Annotated in this window: 10 protein-coding genes; 1 reads left to right on the top strand and 9 read right to left on the bottom strand. The window is 49.4% G+C overall.

Going from position 1 to position 15,202, the window contains the following annotated elements; all coding sequences use genetic code 11:
- Positions 1–73: 73 nt before the first annotated feature.
- From JW953_04020 to JW953_04030, 3 genes are all read right to left on the bottom strand, one after another.
- The gene (locus tag JW953_04020; GenBank protein MBN1991844.1) at positions 74–1,354 is read right to left on the bottom strand and encodes a glycosyltransferase family 39 protein; all 1,281 of its coding nucleotides are present in this window, start codon (positions 1,352–1,354) and stop codon (positions 74–76) included.
- 62 nt (positions 1,355–1,416) lie between these two features.
- A complete protein-coding gene (locus JW953_04025) occupies positions 1,417–3,159 on the bottom strand; it encodes a hypothetical protein (protein MBN1991845.1) in 1,743 nt (580 codons plus the stop codon).
- Positions 3,156–5,117, bottom strand: coding sequence for a hypothetical protein (locus tag JW953_04030; GenBank protein ID MBN1991846.1), 1,962 nt, complete (start codon positions 5,115–5,117; stop codon positions 3,156–3,158). Before JW953_04030 ends, JW953_04025 begins: the two co-directional genes overlap by 4 nt.
- A gap of 384 nt (positions 5,118–5,501) precedes the next feature.
- Here JW953_04030 and JW953_04035 point away from each other — a divergent pair, with 384 nt between their 5' ends.
- Positions 5,502–6,719 (top strand): hypothetical protein, encoded by a 1,218-nt coding sequence (locus JW953_04035; protein ID MBN1991847.1) that lies wholly within the window; start codon positions 5,502–5,504, stop codon positions 6,717–6,719.
- Here JW953_04035 and JW953_04040 read toward each other — a convergent pair.
- From JW953_04040 to JW953_04065, 6 genes are all read right to left on the bottom strand, one after another.
- Complete coding sequence (locus tag JW953_04040; GenBank protein MBN1991848.1) at positions 6,697–7,566, bottom strand: hypothetical protein; 870 nt, start codon at positions 7,564–7,566, stop codon at positions 6,697–6,699. The genes JW953_04035 and JW953_04040 overlap by 23 nt on opposite strands.
- 32 nt (positions 7,567–7,598) lie before the next feature.
- Complete coding sequence (locus tag JW953_04045) at positions 7,599–9,845, bottom strand: phospholipid carrier-dependent glycosyltransferase (GenBank protein ID MBN1991849.1); 2,247 nt, start codon at positions 9,843–9,845, stop codon at positions 7,599–7,601.
- On the bottom strand, positions 9,842–11,161 hold the full coding sequence (locus JW953_04050; protein ID MBN1991850.1) for a DUF2029 domain-containing protein: 1,320 nt from the start codon (positions 11,159–11,161) through the stop codon (positions 9,842–9,844). Before JW953_04050 ends, JW953_04045 begins: the two co-directional genes overlap by 4 nt.
- Complete coding sequence (locus JW953_04055; GenBank protein MBN1991851.1) at positions 11,100–11,873, bottom strand: glycosyltransferase family 2 protein; 774 nt, start codon at positions 11,871–11,873, stop codon at positions 11,100–11,102. The genes JW953_04050 and JW953_04055 overlap by 62 nt, the downstream gene beginning before the upstream one ends.
- A 140-nt stretch (positions 11,874–12,013) precedes the next feature.
- Positions 12,014–13,531 (bottom strand): glycosyltransferase family 39 protein, encoded by a 1,518-nt coding sequence (locus tag JW953_04060; GenBank protein MBN1991852.1) that lies wholly within the window; start codon positions 13,529–13,531, stop codon positions 12,014–12,016.
- The gene (locus JW953_04065; GenBank protein MBN1991853.1) at positions 13,488–15,164 is read right to left on the bottom strand and encodes a hypothetical protein; all 1,677 of its coding nucleotides are present in this window, start codon (positions 15,162–15,164) and stop codon (positions 13,488–13,490) included. Before JW953_04065 ends, JW953_04060 begins: the two co-directional genes overlap by 44 nt.
- Between the last annotated feature and the right edge of the window lie 38 nt (positions 15,165–15,202).

Raw genomic sequence — 15,202 nt, forward strand, 5'->3', positions numbered from 1 at the left:
GAATATTGGCCTGAAACTCGATTGTTAAGGTTCAAATTCAATCCCTGGCTTCGACCAGGCCAGTTCACTTTGTCTAAATGCGAGATTGGAGTAACTTTCCAGATTGAGAGGTAAGAAAAATGGTTCCGGTACTATGATTAACAATTTCGCCAATATCTTTAGCTATTCTCGCCTCTTCCACTTTAAAATCAGGGTCTAAAATCCTCAAACGCGCTTGATACATCCCCAGAATCACCGCTAATAGAAGAATTTCGAAAATTATAATCCGGCAATGCCGTACTGTGCATGCCTGGCGGAGACTATTAAAAATCAAGGCTCCCACGGGACCCAAAGAAAGCGCTACAATGGGAATAATTTGTATTTGATAATAATCAAAAGAAGATACTTTAAAGTTAAAGACCAATCCAAAGATAAAATATCCAATCCATAAACCAAATAATAAAGCTCGCGGCAATCCCGAATGAATAACTAACAGGCCAAAGAGTGAACCGATAATGGCTACGTACCCCACCGTTCGCCAAATCATAGTAAACCAGGCTTTCCAAAAAAATGATCCTCCCAACAAACCTAACTGATTGAGTTGAACCTGTCCTTTGACAAAACCAACAATAAACACCCCGTAGAAAAAATAATAGAGTACAGCGAGTGATAAGCTTATCAAAACAAAAATCCAAAAATCTTGATGGCGTACCGACCGTCGCAAACCCTGTTGAGAGATAGCAAGCGAGATAAAACTCCCAAATATTAAAAATATACAAATAGGCTTAATAAAAATGGCCACGGCGGCAGTCAGAGTAGCCAGGAACAACTTACATCCTGACGGTTGTTCGTAATAACATAATATCACAAAGATGCTAACTAATAACATCATAAGCATCAAAATATCTGGCAAAAAACTCATGCTGGCCGTGACACCAAAAGGCAAAAAAAGATAAAAAGCTGTTGCGCACAACGCGGCATCGGTAAAAGTTATTTTGCCGGCAATCAAATACAAGAAAATGCCGCCAATTACCCAAAACAGAGAGGACATAATCTGGGGAATACGAAGATTCTCCCGGCCAAAAATTTGATACCCTAAAGAGGCAATCCATTCTATAATGCGAGGTTCTAAGATTGCCATATTTTGTTTATTTTTAACGGCGGTTATCTTCCGCCATTCAGGAATTGAGTCTAGGCGTTCAAAATAGTATCCCCTGGCAATAATCGCCGAATGATGCTGACGCAGAACATGAAAATTGAGCGAGAGTTCATTGATGTGATACAACCGAAGCCCAAAAGCGGCAACGAATAAAAAAATAACCACCCACAAACGCTGCTTTTGGGTAAAAAAGGATGGGATCTGAGTTAGCATCATTTAGTCTTTCATATCTTTTAGATTTTTACAAGCCACAACTTGCCTCTTCTTATGGCCGGTATTCATTTAACTCCAACCAACCAGCGCAAATCTGTCTGCGTCGTTGGCGTTTGGATGATATGCTTGTATGGATTGTAATCTGGAACAGGGAAATCAACCAGACCTTCAGCCCGCAAATCTTCAATAATCCTTAATCGCTTTGGCGTTCCGTCATAAGCCATAAAGATAATTTGATTGTACGGCGTCACTGTTTCTGCCCAAAGATTTCTGGCGCCTTCTTTAAGGAATAACTTTTTACGGATAAAGCCGTCTGCCGTAAAAAGCAACTTTTGGTCAAAAACTTCTCCTCTTAAATCATGTTTGCCATATAGTACATTGAGGGCACTCGTAGCTACCCAACTGGCGTCTAATGGCAACCTCTTTCCATTTGGGTTAAAAGAAGGTTTCTCATTGGTATCGCCTGACAATATAAAATAAATGACGGTTTTATCTTTGAGGTCTGGAGCCAGAGAAAAAAGTTCGTGCCATATCTGTTTCTGTTCTTCCCAGGCGATTCGGTTATCATATTGCACCCGGGCTTGCGCCGCTACTCCCCAAAAAAACAAGGGGGCCATTCCCGTTAAGACCACAAAATTGAGTTGCGATGATCTGCGCGCCCGAAACAAAATTAAGGTTGCCAATAAAGCTACAATGGTTACGGCTGCGCCAAACTGAGCAAAAATATTTGCGCGGGAACCCAATGGTGATAAGTTAGGGCTATCAACCGCAATCACCGGAATATATCCTATGGCAATGAACAACCCGCCGGTTAACATAACCCACATAAAACGGCGTATCAGCGCCAAATGCTCTTTTTGCTTTAAAGTCACACGTTGTAATTTGCAGAGCCGACTAATCACATCACCTATAAAGCCACAAATTATTACAGCTAAAAAAAAGGCAATGATGGCCTGCCACTTATTCAGGTAAAAAGCGTAAACCAGCGGTTCCAGCCATGCCCAAACCATCACCCGGTACCCCAAAATTAAACGTTCCATCAGCACAAGCGGCGTAAGTTGAAATCTGTTAAGGTAATTATCGTTGACGCCTATCAACAAATAACCAATCGTCCGCCAGAACATGAAGATAAGACCCAATATAAGCGGCAGCCATAAACCCAACCTATCTCGCCAGGAACTTGTCTTTTTAATCAAAAAAAACAGTAATACCCCCCAAGCCATCGCTACCCCAAACTGGGCTTCATATATGCCAAAAGAGAGTAACAAACAAATTATTGCTATCCATAAAGCAACCCGGCATCCCGTATCGACGTAAATCACCAAGAGGTATGCATACAACAAAGTAAGCACAACCACCAGCCGGATACCGACCATCGTCAACCACATGTGGGTGAAGTCAGCCGGATACACCAGAAAAAGAGCGGCCACACTAAAGGCAAGAGGCGCATTATCTGGCATAAATCTTAGCATAAGAAAATATAGTTGGATGGCCGCCAGCACATTTAGCCCCCAGAGCACAACATAAAAGGCATGCAAATTTAAACCAAAAACGGCATGCAGCATTAAAATTGGAGCTTCCAGCAAAGGGCGCCGTTCTGTCCAATCAAACCACTTCAATGAATCACCATACCACCGGCCAATAATATGTGACCAATCATCGCCATATAGAATAGGGGCATAAAAAAGCCAATAGGATGCAGCGCCAATCACCATTAACCCAATCGCAAACCAGGTATGCTTATTAAAGGCAAGGCGTTTGCTACTATTTTTACAACAATCGGCGCAGCTACTCCTGAAAAACATCATGGCAGCTTATTGGTTTCTGTAAATATTTCACACGCCACAATAAATAAATTTTCAGTCTGAAATAGTTTATCATTCTCAGGAATTGCGGCTAAAATAAAGGTATCCTGGCTAGAAATACGAGCCATTAATGCCTGATTATAGGGTTCATAAAAAATTTGTCCCTGTTGCAGATATGCTTTGGCGTAAGTTTTGCGGTCAATCACTAAATAATCAACCTGGCGCGTGTGGCAAAAATCAACCAGGGTTTGGGGATTGGCTGTGTAATAGGCCGCCAACGCCTCCCGAACAATCGTCGCTTCACCACTTTGTTCGCAGCTGAACAGGATTTTTCGTTTGGCAAACAGGGGCACGCTGTCCAAAGCGTAGGGCGTGCCGGCAATTAATACATCTTTGGGTAAGGTTTCCAAAAACTCAAATAAAGCTCGTTCATGGGGCGCCGGATTCAGGTAGCTAACCTCGGTGAATATTGGCGCGTAAACAGCCCAACCAAACAAAAAAAGCGCGCTTCCTGCGCCCATTAATATTTGACCGGCAAACGTTTGCCTCAAGCCAGATTCAATCGTTCTGGATTGGCCCAATCCGGTTACATTTGCAGTTGAACGTTGTGATTTTCTAATGACGGCAATGCCCAATATGCCACAGGCCAATCCGGCCGGCACCAACAGCCATTTCATATTAAACCGGCCAATCATTGTCCACTCAGACGGATACCACACCGCTAACCCCAAAACCAACATCTCAATTCCCGCAATTAACCAGATTAATCGTTGCGGATGACGCCGAATCAAGGTGGGCGCTTCTTTAACCGCATCTATCATATTCAAAAAAACAAACATCAGGAGAAACAAAAATAGTCCTATTCTGGTGTATCGACTGGGCCAATAGAGAAAATTTGAACCCAACAACCAAATCACCAACCAGGACAAAACAAACATTAATAGGGCAGCGCCCAACATGCACCAGATGATGCGGGGCAGGTCAAACGCCTGCCCCCCCCGAACCAAATAAATCAAACAGCCAATAGAAAACAGGATAAACAAGTTTATCAAATCTTCGCCCAGGTCAACCAGGCCGCCTCGGCCAACCAGCGGAAAGATGACAAATAGAGGATGAGAACCTCCCGAACGATGGGCGGGGTTGTCCCATAAATATTGAGAGGTTGACGCCGCTTCAGAAGTTTGTTCTTGTTGGCCGGTTGCTGCCGGTTTTACCGTTGTGGCTACGCTCCTTATCTGTGACAGGGGGATAGGCAAAAGAAGCAAAGCCCCCAAACAAATAACAATAAACAAAGCCCCCAATCCTCCCTGCCCTAACGATAATTTGGGGTGTAAAGACCAATTTGCCTTTAACGCAAATACGCCCCAAATAGCGACCCCCAGGGCAAAAACCGGGGCAAATATCAATGCGCTTAACAGGATAACGACGGCGGCCGCAATATATTTCTGGCGATGTAAATAGTAAATTAGAGCAATAACCAAAGGGGTGGCAAAAGACCTTTGTAATCCATTAACAATAGAAATGCCCGAAGAAGAGGCTAAATTAAAAAATATAAATCCCAGGACCAGGACAATGCCGCTGTTACGCCCCCGCGCCAAACGGCCAAATTCAAATAGATACAAAACGGTCACAGGCGCTAAAAAAAAGGGGACAATTTTACTGAACAAAACCGGGCTTACAAAAAAGCTGGCCCCATAAAAAAGCAAACTATACCCCAAACTATAAAACGTCACCGGCACATCGGCCCAGGGTAAACGGATGGTTGTATAGCCCAGAGAATAATTTGGGAAAAGCGAGGGGTCTTGAAATTTATGCATCCAGTAAAAAGTGCGGAAATCCTCATCAACCCGAAATTCATCCGCCAGCCGAGGCGCTTGCAGCCAAGCCACAGCCAGAAGAGAGATAATTATCAATATAAGTCGCACATCCAGACGTTTAATGAACTGCTGAATATACGTCATTAATGTTTCCTTAAAATACGTCTTGGCTCATGTATAGAATCTGCGCATGTCATTGCGAGGGATCCAGACCCTAAAGGTCTCAGAGACCTTTAGGGTCTTCAACCCCTACAATGACCCTGGTTGTGTCATTAGTAGCGAAGCGAAGCAATCCCCATTCAGTAGGGGTGGAGACCGCTTCGCCTCCGGCTCGCGGTGACATATCCGCACCCGTTTTATACATGAGCCTACGTCTTTTGAAAGTAGGACTTACGCAAATCGTTGATGCATTCCAGAGGTGACAGTCACTTTGTAAGTGACTGTCACCTCTGGAACGTGCATAAGTCCTAGAAAAATAATATCCGAAAAATCACGAGGCGATGGATTCACCTCAGAAGTAGTGATATAATGAGGAGGTCAATCATCCAATATACCTTTACTACTATGAACCATCCTAAAAAACACCGGCAAACTTTTTTGATTCTACTCGGTTTATTCATCCTGGCCGTAAGCCTAATGATCATTCCTTCTTACCATTTGCTGGTCAAACCGCGCGGCCAGGCCTTTGACCTATTTTGGATTTGGGCCGGGGGGCGGGCCATCCTGTCCGGCCAAAATCCCTACGGCCCGGAAACCACCCGGGTAATCCAGCTTGGCGTTTTCAAAAAGATCATTCCCCCTCACCAATACCAGCACGGCTTTCCTCATCCGGCCCACATTGCCTTTGTGCTGCTGCCCTTTGTAATTGCTCCGTTTTCCTGGTCCGTATTGGTGTGGACGGCGTTGCAAATTCCCCTGTTTATGGCCATTCTGCTGTTGGGCTTCAACTTATTGGAGTGGCCGGTTCGGCCGGCTTTTTTATTTTTGCTGACCCTGTTGACCACCCTGGGCTTTCGTTATCCCATTAACGTTTACGTGCTGGCCCAACTCCATTTTTTTGTCCTCTTTTGTTTTTTGCTCTCCCTCTGGCTTTACCGGCAGGGCCATCCCCGCCGGGCGGCGGTAGCCCTGGCCTGCGCCACCATTCGGCCCGATCTATCATTGATTGCCATTCTGCTGGCTTTGATTCTAACCCGGAATTCGGCCAAACGCAATGAATTTATAGTCACCCTCCTGGCCGCCGGGTTGATCTTTGCCTTACTCCCTGTCCCTTTTATTGGCGTTTGGCCCCTGACCTGGCTCAAGGCTATGCGCAGTTACGGAAATAATCCTTTTGCCACCTGGCCGCCTGAGTTGTTGTCGTTCTGGCTTAGAGTTGTTGTTTTGTTGGGGTTGGCCGTCTGGGCCGGGCGGTATCTGATTTTAGGCTGGCGCCGGCCATCCCCTTACCACCACAGCCTGATGGTTTCCGCCGTAATTTTATTTAGCTTGATTGTTTTGCCACAAACAGGCTCTTATACGCTCACGTTTGCCTTAGTGCCGGCGTTGATTTTTTTGCGTTATGCCCAATCGCTCTGGCTGCGGGCCGTTATCACGGCCAGCCTGCTGATGCCCTGGTTTTACTTTATGCTGGGCCGCTCTTTTGACCGGCTGATCTTTTTACTCATTCCCCTGCAATTCATCATCTTTCAGGAATTGGTCAGGCTCACCCACTCCGTCCCCCTTACCACAGAAAACCCTTCATAGCCGCCTCGTACACCCAGGAGCCTAAAACAATTCCTCCCCACCAGCGCCAATCTTCTGTTTCGCGCACAATGGCCGCCACCATCGGCAGCATGGATTGGGCCATAAAATAAGGGGCAAAACATAGGGAAGCCGCGCACAAAAGCGCATCGCTTTTTCGCTTCAAGCCCAGATAAGTTAGAGGAATGCCCAAAACAATGGTGTAAGGAAACAGCGACATATTGGCCTGTTTGTTTGGCTGGTAAGCGATAATGTTCCACCACCACTGGCCCCAGATAAAAACTGAAACAACAAAGATCAACAAAGTGACCAAAATAGACCAACGATTAAGGCGCGGCAAGATCGCCAAAAATACGCCCTGGGGTTTGGCCAACAGGATGGGCAGCCCCAGGCCGCGCGGGAGCATCAACCCAAACAGCAGCAGCGCGTCAAGCTGGCCCAGGGCAAAGAAGGCGGCCATCGGCGCGGAAGCGGCCACGATCAACGTTTTTTTGAGCGAGCCAACATACATCGCCACCGCAATCACCGAAATAATGATGAGCAAACTGGCCCCGGCCGGATGGGGCAGCACTGCCAGGGGATACAAAACAGGAAATATCCAGGGCGGATTAAAGACCATTGCTTCTCGATGGTAAGGGTTTTGCCAATTCAAGGCGGCGGGCCTAAAGGTGTGCAGCCAATCCGTGTAATTGACCGGCATCCGGCTAAATAAGAACCAGGCCGTAACCAAGAGTGCAATCAGGAGGAGCGCCCGGAAAAGATAACGGCTAATAGACCGTCCCAGAAGCAACACCTTCTCTTTTTTTGACACCCCGTCTGGCAGGTCGTCAATGTTTAAAATAGCCTGCAACCAAGCCCTGATAGTGGCTGACCCCCGGCAAATCATGGTACTTCCACCACCTCATAAACCTGATACGCGCCGGCTACCTCAAACACGGGCCGCAAAAAATGAGTTTCTAAAGCGGCCAGCACGGTTTTATCAACCACTTCCGGCGACTCATGCAATACAAACTGCAAACCGGAACGATGAAGGAGTACGTGCGTTACCCCGGCCTGTTGCCAGGCCCGGGCAATGGCTGCGGCAGAACCGTATTGCTGAACCAGATGCGGGAACGTATCCAAAATGCTGTCAGGCCGGCAATCTCGCTGGCAGTAGTAACTGCGCGGTTCCCATAAAAAAACAATGGTTGCTTCAGCAGGCAAAACTTGGTTGATTTTCTGCATTGTGACATGATGGGGTCCTAATCGCCGGGTGAGATAAGCGTCCCGCGTTTCCAACCCTACCAGGTAGGGCAAAGGGTTAACCTTAAGCGTAAACAACCCCACATCCATCACGGTCAGGGCCAGAGTCAGGCCAATGACAATATTGACAAAGCGACGTAACGAAAAATGGGGCAAATCAAAGTTGGACAAGCCGGCCCACAACCATCCCACAACCGGAGCCAAGACTACCAAGGCGGGTAGCAACAGTCGAGATTGCCACAGCGAGCGGGACCAAACCACGCCTAATGTCCAAAAGGCAAAGTAAGCCAGGGCGTAAATCAGCAATGGGCCAGAGGCAACCGGGCGATGAGCAGAACGCCGCGAAAAACCCGCCCACACAATCAACGGTAGAAAAACCAAAAGAAGCGGGCCGGCCCGTCCATCCCAGAAATTCATATCACGTACCCCTAAGGTGAGCAACCAGGGTAGAGTTAACAAAGTTATAGCAAGGTTTAGATAGTGCTCCTGAGTAGAGGAGAGACTGATATCCGTCCCTGTAGGTAATAATTTTGAACTAATGCTTTGAAAATCTATGGGTTGCCAGCCAATGCCCGTACCGGCAGCCGCATACCAATCGGCGCGAAAACTGTCCCAGTATTGACCGCCAAACAAGTGGTACAAAAATGGATAAACCGGGTTGCCGGTAAAGGTCCAATTTTTGAGGTACCAGGGGAGGGCGACTAATAAAGCGGGCAGGATAAAAACGGCCAAATTGGTAATAGAACGTAACGCGTGGCGCGTAAGACGTGAGACGCGAGACGTGACGGGTGAATCTCGATAGGTATACCAAAGGATAAGTCCACCGATGACCAAGGGGGTGACAAAACCGGTGTACTTTAACCCCATGGCCAGCCCGGCGAAAACTCCACTGAAAATGAGCCAAGAAAACGGCGAATTATTAATTGTGAATTGTAAATTGTAAATTGTGAACTGTTTGGTTCCTGCCCCACTTGCCTGCTCCCTTTGGTTACTCTCGCCAATTTGCGATTTGTGATTTGCTGATGATTCGCTGTTTTTCCAAGAAATAAAGGCATACAGCGCGGCAAACTGGTAAAAGGCCAGGGCCAGGTCGTTGTAGGCCCAGCCGGCCAGGATACTGACCATTGGCATACCGGCAAAGATGAGAACGGCTAACCAGCCTGCCTTTTTGTTTAAAAAGCGGCACGCGGTGAGATAAACCAAACCTGCCAGCAAGAAACCAAAACAGGCGTGCAATAACTTGGCGGCGATATCGCCACGCAGAAGCATGGCCCAGGCAAAGAGCATTTCCATCAACGAGGGAAAATTAAGATGCGGAATATCAATGCCGCCAATAATGCTTCCGGCTTGCAGGTAGAGTTTGGGGCCGGTGAGGTGATAGAAGAGTCCGTCCCAATCGGTGGGCGGCAGCAAGGCGATGAACAAAACGAATGAGGCAATAAGTAAACAGTAGATCGCCGGCCATAGCGGAGGAAAATTTTGGGGCCGCCAGCGCCGCCACTGACGGAAAAGGCGGGCTATCTGTGGAGCAAATATTACGCTTAGGGCAATAGTGATACCGTAGGCCACAATAGGCTGAAAGAAACCAACCAGTCCCACGGCCAGGCTAAGTAGACCCAACATTCCCAGGCCCAAGCCTGTACCCAACACCAACGTTTCAATAAAAGAGAGGTCAAGGCGCAATCGTCGCAGGATCCAGTCCCCCATTGTCAAGGCAATAAGCACCAACCAGCCAGCTGCTAACAGGTTAAGCAGGCTGTTGCCAACAGCCAGCACGTTTTCCGCGGAAAAGGGTTTCTGTTCAGGAACGGCAAAAAAGCTGCCAAGCACAAAAAATGTCCACAATACAAACAAGCCTACCGGCAGCCATTTTCTCGACCGGTTCATGCCGGCCGCTCCATTTTTGCGGCGGCGCGCCACAGGGCGCGCCAATCAACAGCGTAGAGCAACAGCATAAGCGCCGGCAGCAGGCCGTGCATCATCACGTGTTCCCAATTTCCCTCCAGGGTGGCCATAAAAACACCCCACATCAAACCAAACAAACTCGCCTGAATACCGACAACGGTTAAAATGCTCCATCTTTCTTTTTTCAAAGGGAATACCATCAAGCGTTGAAAAAAGAAAAAAAGCGGCAAATAAAGAATCACCTGGTTGGTGGTAGCCGAACGGAAGGTGATAAGACTGCCCACAATCAGGGTGGTCATAACCGCCCAGGTATAAGCGCCGGGCCGGCCCCGTAAGGCCAGCCACCAGCCGGGCAGCAGGGCTAAAAAAAATAAAACCGATAACCCCATTGTTAATGGCGGAACCATTGTGACCGGCAGGAAGTAAAGAAGAAGATTTTCCAGGGGTGTGCCAAAGGCTACGTAATGGCTATAGGCGATAGCGTTGCGGACAAAGTCAAAGGGCCAGGTGGGGAGCATGAGCATGCTGGTCGTCACCAAAATCAACACACTCATTACAAAACTGCCGATGAGCCGCCAACGCCGCTGAAACAGCGCCCACAACAGCAAAAAGGCCAGTCCCAAAACCACCATCTGCGGTTTGATGGTGGTCAAGGATAAAAAAATACCGGCCCAAACGTCTTGCCGATTCTGAATACACCACAAGGCCAACACCAGGGCCAACCCCACCAGCACAGAAAACTGCCCCAGGATAATGGCCCGCGCCCCATTGTAGAAGAATATCCCCCAAAACAGGGTGAGCCAGAAGAGCCAGCGCGGTGGGCGCCAGCCCGACACCCAAATAGACCACAGCGTGGTCCCTATCAACATCAGTTGCAGCAGCGCTATCCAGATGGCCTGCGCCCAGGGATAAGCGATGAGACTGAGCGGCCAGAAGAAATAAAGCGTGTACAACGGATAGGCAAAGTAAGCCTGGTCTTTGATCTCCGGGCCAACCGCACGGCCAAACATGGCTATTTGGGCTTTTTCGGCAATAACCTGATGGTAGGGATTTGTGCCGCGCAGCAAAAATTCACGCCCGCCCAGCCAGCGCACAAAAAAATCATTGCCGCCGGAGAATTTACTGGTAAAAACGGCGTGCAGCGCAACGGATTCGGCGGCCACCAGCAAACAAAGCAAAACGGCCAAAATGAGCCATTGGATAAGGGGTTGAGCTAACCTTCGTCGGGTGGGTTGGTCAATCACTTGATGGTCCATTGTTTTGGGCAATTGGCTTCTGGCCGGCAGACGAGTCGTCATCAAAACGAGTCCGGGTGGGATTGTCCCGGTAAAAGAAACGATACTTGATTAATGTCCAGATTGCAATCGCCCCATCGTACCATTGTATTTTTTTGCCCTCTGTCCAGGAGCGGGGGGCGTATGAGATAGGCACCTCGTGAATGGGCACTTTCCGCCGCAATAATTTGGCCGTCACTTCCGGGCAAAACTCAAAGCCATCCGTTTCCAGGCCCATCTCTCGCAGTAAGTTGGTTTTGATCACTTTGTAACCGGTGGCTTCATCGGTAATGTGCGCGCCGTAGAGCCAATTGGTAATCCAGCTTAGTAACCGCCCGCCCCAGTAAAAGGCCCAGGAGGACCTGGCATTGCGACGGAGATTGCGCGAGCCATACACAACCTGCACCGAGGGGTCGGCAAAAGGAGCTAACAGGGCAGCGTAGTCAGCCGGGTCATATTCCAGGTCGGCATCCTGCACCAAAACCAAATCGCCGGTTGCCGCCTCCAGGCCGGTACGCATGGCCGCGCCCTTGCCTTGATTCTGCCGGTGCCGCAAGAGGCGCAACGGGGGCCGGCCACTGTGTTGCAGGCGAGCCAAAATAGCCGGAGATTGATCGTTGGAGCCATCATCAACCGTAATAATTTCGTAGGCCAGGCCCGTAGCCCGGACGCGGCCAATAATTTCGGCCAGGGTTGTTTCTTCGTTATAAACGGGGATAATGATGCTGAGTTTCAATAGATTGATCCGTTCTCAATTGTGATTATTCAAATACTACGCACCGCCATCCTTTATGGCAAAGTAAACGACGAACGACCAACGACGAACGACCAATGACGTACGAATTGTTTTTGTCCTTCGTCCTTCGTCGTTGGTCGTTATTCATAGATTTCCAATCGAACGCAAGGAAACTCCTTCACTTGGCTCAACCTATCCTGGTGTTCAACCCACCATTTTTTAGCGGCCGGCAAGGACGGCAGCTTTTCCATATCAAAAGGCTGGCAATGGCCCATCAAATGGGCCGAGTTGTTTGGATGAGCAATGACGACCCACACCCTTTGCGAATCGGCTTTGGCGGGGAGAAGTGCCGGCAAGTCAACTTTATCAAAACTGATGATCGGTTTAAGGGGAATAGAACCATGATAATAAAAACCAAGGGGGATTAGATATTGTTGGTACCACAGGGTAACGGTATCGCCGGTAGCGGCCTGATCTTCCAGATAGGCCCCTACGCCACGCCAATCCGCCCGGTTGTAAACAGTGGGGTCGTAATAAACACGATAGAGACCGGTGAGCATCGCTCCCAAAATAAAGGCCAGCAGCAGCCATTGTAAAGCTTTTAGCCGAATAGAGCCAATCCCGCCGGCTACCAGCAGCAGAAACGGCGGCAGCGAGAGGCTGATGTATCTATCCAGGTAAGTGGGCAAACGCAAAGAAACTAAAAATGTAACCAGGGGAGGGATGAAAAGCCATAAACCCAGTAACAAACCATAACGACTACGATATAAAAATCTGATTCCCCAAATGAGCAGTCCCAGGAAAATGCTTAAGGCCATCGCCACAAAGAGGGTGAGTTGCCCCGTATAACCCAGGCTAAAATTCCAAAAGGTTTGCAGCAAATCATAGCCGGTTGGCGTTTGTCGGGAGGCACTGCTCAAATAAAATTGCCCCCAATCCAGCACAGTCAACAACCAGGGAAAGAGCGAAAGAGCGGCCAGTAGTTGCGCGCCCACCCAGGGAATTAACAAGGCATGATGCCGGCGGAGGGTGACCACGATAAAGATAAACTGCACCAACGGAATAAAAAAGGCAAAGTGGTGGCTGTTGATCCCAATCGCCGTGAACAGGGCCAGGGCCAGCCAATGGTAATAGCGCGGGCGGTCAAATGTGCGCATGAAAAAAAACATTGAGCCCAAGGCGCATAAAATGAGCAGCGTATACATACGGGCTTCTTGCGAATACCAAACGTGAAAGGGGTTGGCGGCCAAAAAAACGGCGCTCAACAGACCAACGCGAGGATTGGCCGCCAGCCGGCCCAATTGGGCCAGCACAGGCACGGCCAACACCCCCAACACCGCCGAAAGAAAACGCAGGCTGAATTCGTTAAAACCGCCCGCCATAAAAGGGCGCAACAAAATGTAATAAAGGGGCGAATGGTGCAAGCCCTCCTGCAACATGGATTGGATGGCAACGGGCAGGGGCTGGAGGGCAAACAACGCGCTAAGAGACTCGTCAAACCAGATACTTTGTTCGGGCAGTTGGTAGAGGCGCAGGGCCAAAGCCAACAGGGTCAAACCGGCCAGTAGCCATTGCTGGCGGAGCGTAAAATGCGGTTTGGGCAAAAGGGTCTGTTCACTCATGGTCAAGGTTGACGCGGTAAATTTGCACCACGCCATTATTGTACACCGGCTGCAAGTATGACATCCCCTCGGGCGAAAAGTCGCCCAGAGCTTGTTCTGCCGGGCCGTAGAAGAGATAAGTGATTTGATAATCCTGCAAGAGTTGGCGGCGAAACTCATCGTTATTGCGGGCAAAAAACTGCGGCAGTTTGGCCCGTTTGGCCTTTGAATGGATGGTTTCGGTGACGTGGCCGGCAAAAACCCGGGCTGGCATCCGGCTGGGCAGATAATTGCCGGTTTCGTAAGCCGCCAGGATCACGTCATTGGGAGCGGCTTGCCGCCCCAACCAATCGGCGGCGTTGATCTGGGCTTCGGCGTGGAAAAGGGGAGGGGCCTGACGGCTCACTTCGCCAAAAGAGCCAAACAAAATCATCAGGTTCGACAGGCTCAACAACGCCACCAGGCCCACGGAAGTTACCCGCCAAACACGCGACCCCCTGCCTGTTCCTCCATCCGTTTTGGAGCGGGCCTGCAACAAATACCATAAACCCAGCGCCGCCAAAACGGATAGCGGTATTTGCAGACCAAACATCAAGCGGCGTTGAAACCCAAAGGGAAAATAGAGTAGCAGCAGGGCGATAACACCCCAGCCTAGCAACAACAAGCTCCGGCTGGCCCCCCGCTGCCACTCCTGCCAGCCGCCCACGGCGGCCAGGGGGATGAGCAAGCCTATGGCCAGCAGGTAATGAACCGGCGCCGGCGAGAGAAAAAGATTTTCTATCCGCCAGGTTTTAAAAACAGGATTGGCGGTAAACACATAAGCATTATACAACAAAACCGGCGCGGGTAGGGTAAACATCAAGGCCATGAGTTTTATCTCAGACCATGCCGCCTGATACATGGGTCTTTCCGACGTTTTCGGGGCCATCGTCTCGCGCCATTGGCGTAACAGCCAGCCGCTGCCAACGGCCGCCAGCCCAATTAAAACGTAAAACGCAGCGATGAGGCCCACACCCAACAAGGCCAAACCGGCCAACAGCGCGTATCGCGCCCGCTGTTTTTCCCACGAAACCAGGGCCAGGAGGATGGCCCAGAGCAAAAGCGTTTGGGCTAACGCTAAATGAGGCAGGGCAAAAAGCAAATGAAAGGTAAAAGCTTCGGGCAGGTAAAAATCCAGGGGTAAACCCAACCAATCCAGCCAGCCCAATAAGGCTACCAACCAACCCAGGCCGCTGCCCAACGCTGCCAGCCAAAACACCAATCGTCGCACCGGCCGCTCGCCGGTAAAAAAGGCCGTGAAATAATAGATGGTCAACAATAAAATAAAGCCAAAAACTATCCGGGCCAGGTGATAGACCAAATCAAAAGATAAACCACTCAAGCGAGCCGGTTTGCCCAACACCAGGTGAAAAAGAAACAGATACACGCCTTCGTGCGGCTCGGCGGTATAAAATAGGTGAAAGCGCCAACTGCCGCTTGCGCCCAAACGCATTTTAGCCAGGTAAGCATTGCCGTCTTCCACCCCAATCACAAAACCGCCAAACTGGTTGGCCGGGGTTGAAAGCATTGCGCCATACAGGTAGGGCAGTGAGGTTATAAACATAATCACTACCGACCAGGCCAACACCCATAGCCATTCTCTCCGGCCGACTCGCGCCACGCCGGTCACGCTTTTAGCCTCTGTCACCATTCAAAAACCCCGGTATTGTCTCCTTCTGGCTATAAACA

This window comes from Anaerolineae bacterium (assembly GCA_016931895.1).
GTDB lineage: Bacteria > Chloroflexota > Anaerolineae > 4572-78 > J111 > JAFGNV01.

Coding starts and splice junctions, on each gene's coding strand:
- JW953_04065 (MBN1991853.1), bottom strand. CDS start 15,164: ATGGTGACAGAGGCTAAAAGCGTGACCGGCGTGGCGCGAGTCGGCCGG.
- JW953_04025 (MBN1991845.1), bottom strand. CDS start 3,159: ATGATGTTTTTCAGGAGTAGCTGCGCCGATTGTTGTAAAAATAGTAGC.
- JW953_04020 (MBN1991844.1), bottom strand. CDS start 1,354: ATGATGCTAACTCAGATCCCATCCTTTTTTACCCAAAAGCAGCGTTTG.
- JW953_04060 (MBN1991852.1), bottom strand. CDS start 13,531: ATGGCGTGGTGCAAATTTACCGCGTCAACCTTGACCATGAGTGAACAG.
- JW953_04045 (MBN1991849.1), bottom strand. CDS start 9,845: ATGAACCGGTCGAGAAAATGGCTGCCGGTAGGCTTGTTTGTATTGTGG.
- JW953_04035 (MBN1991847.1), top strand. CDS start 5,502: ATGAGGAGGTCAATCATCCAATATACCTTTACTACTATGAACCATCCT.
- JW953_04030 (MBN1991846.1), bottom strand. CDS start 5,117: ATGACGTATATTCAGCAGTTCATTAAACGTCTGGATGTGCGACTTATA.
- JW953_04050 (MBN1991850.1), bottom strand. CDS start 11,161: ATGACGACTCGTCTGCCGGCCAGAAGCCAATTGCCCAAAACAATGGAC.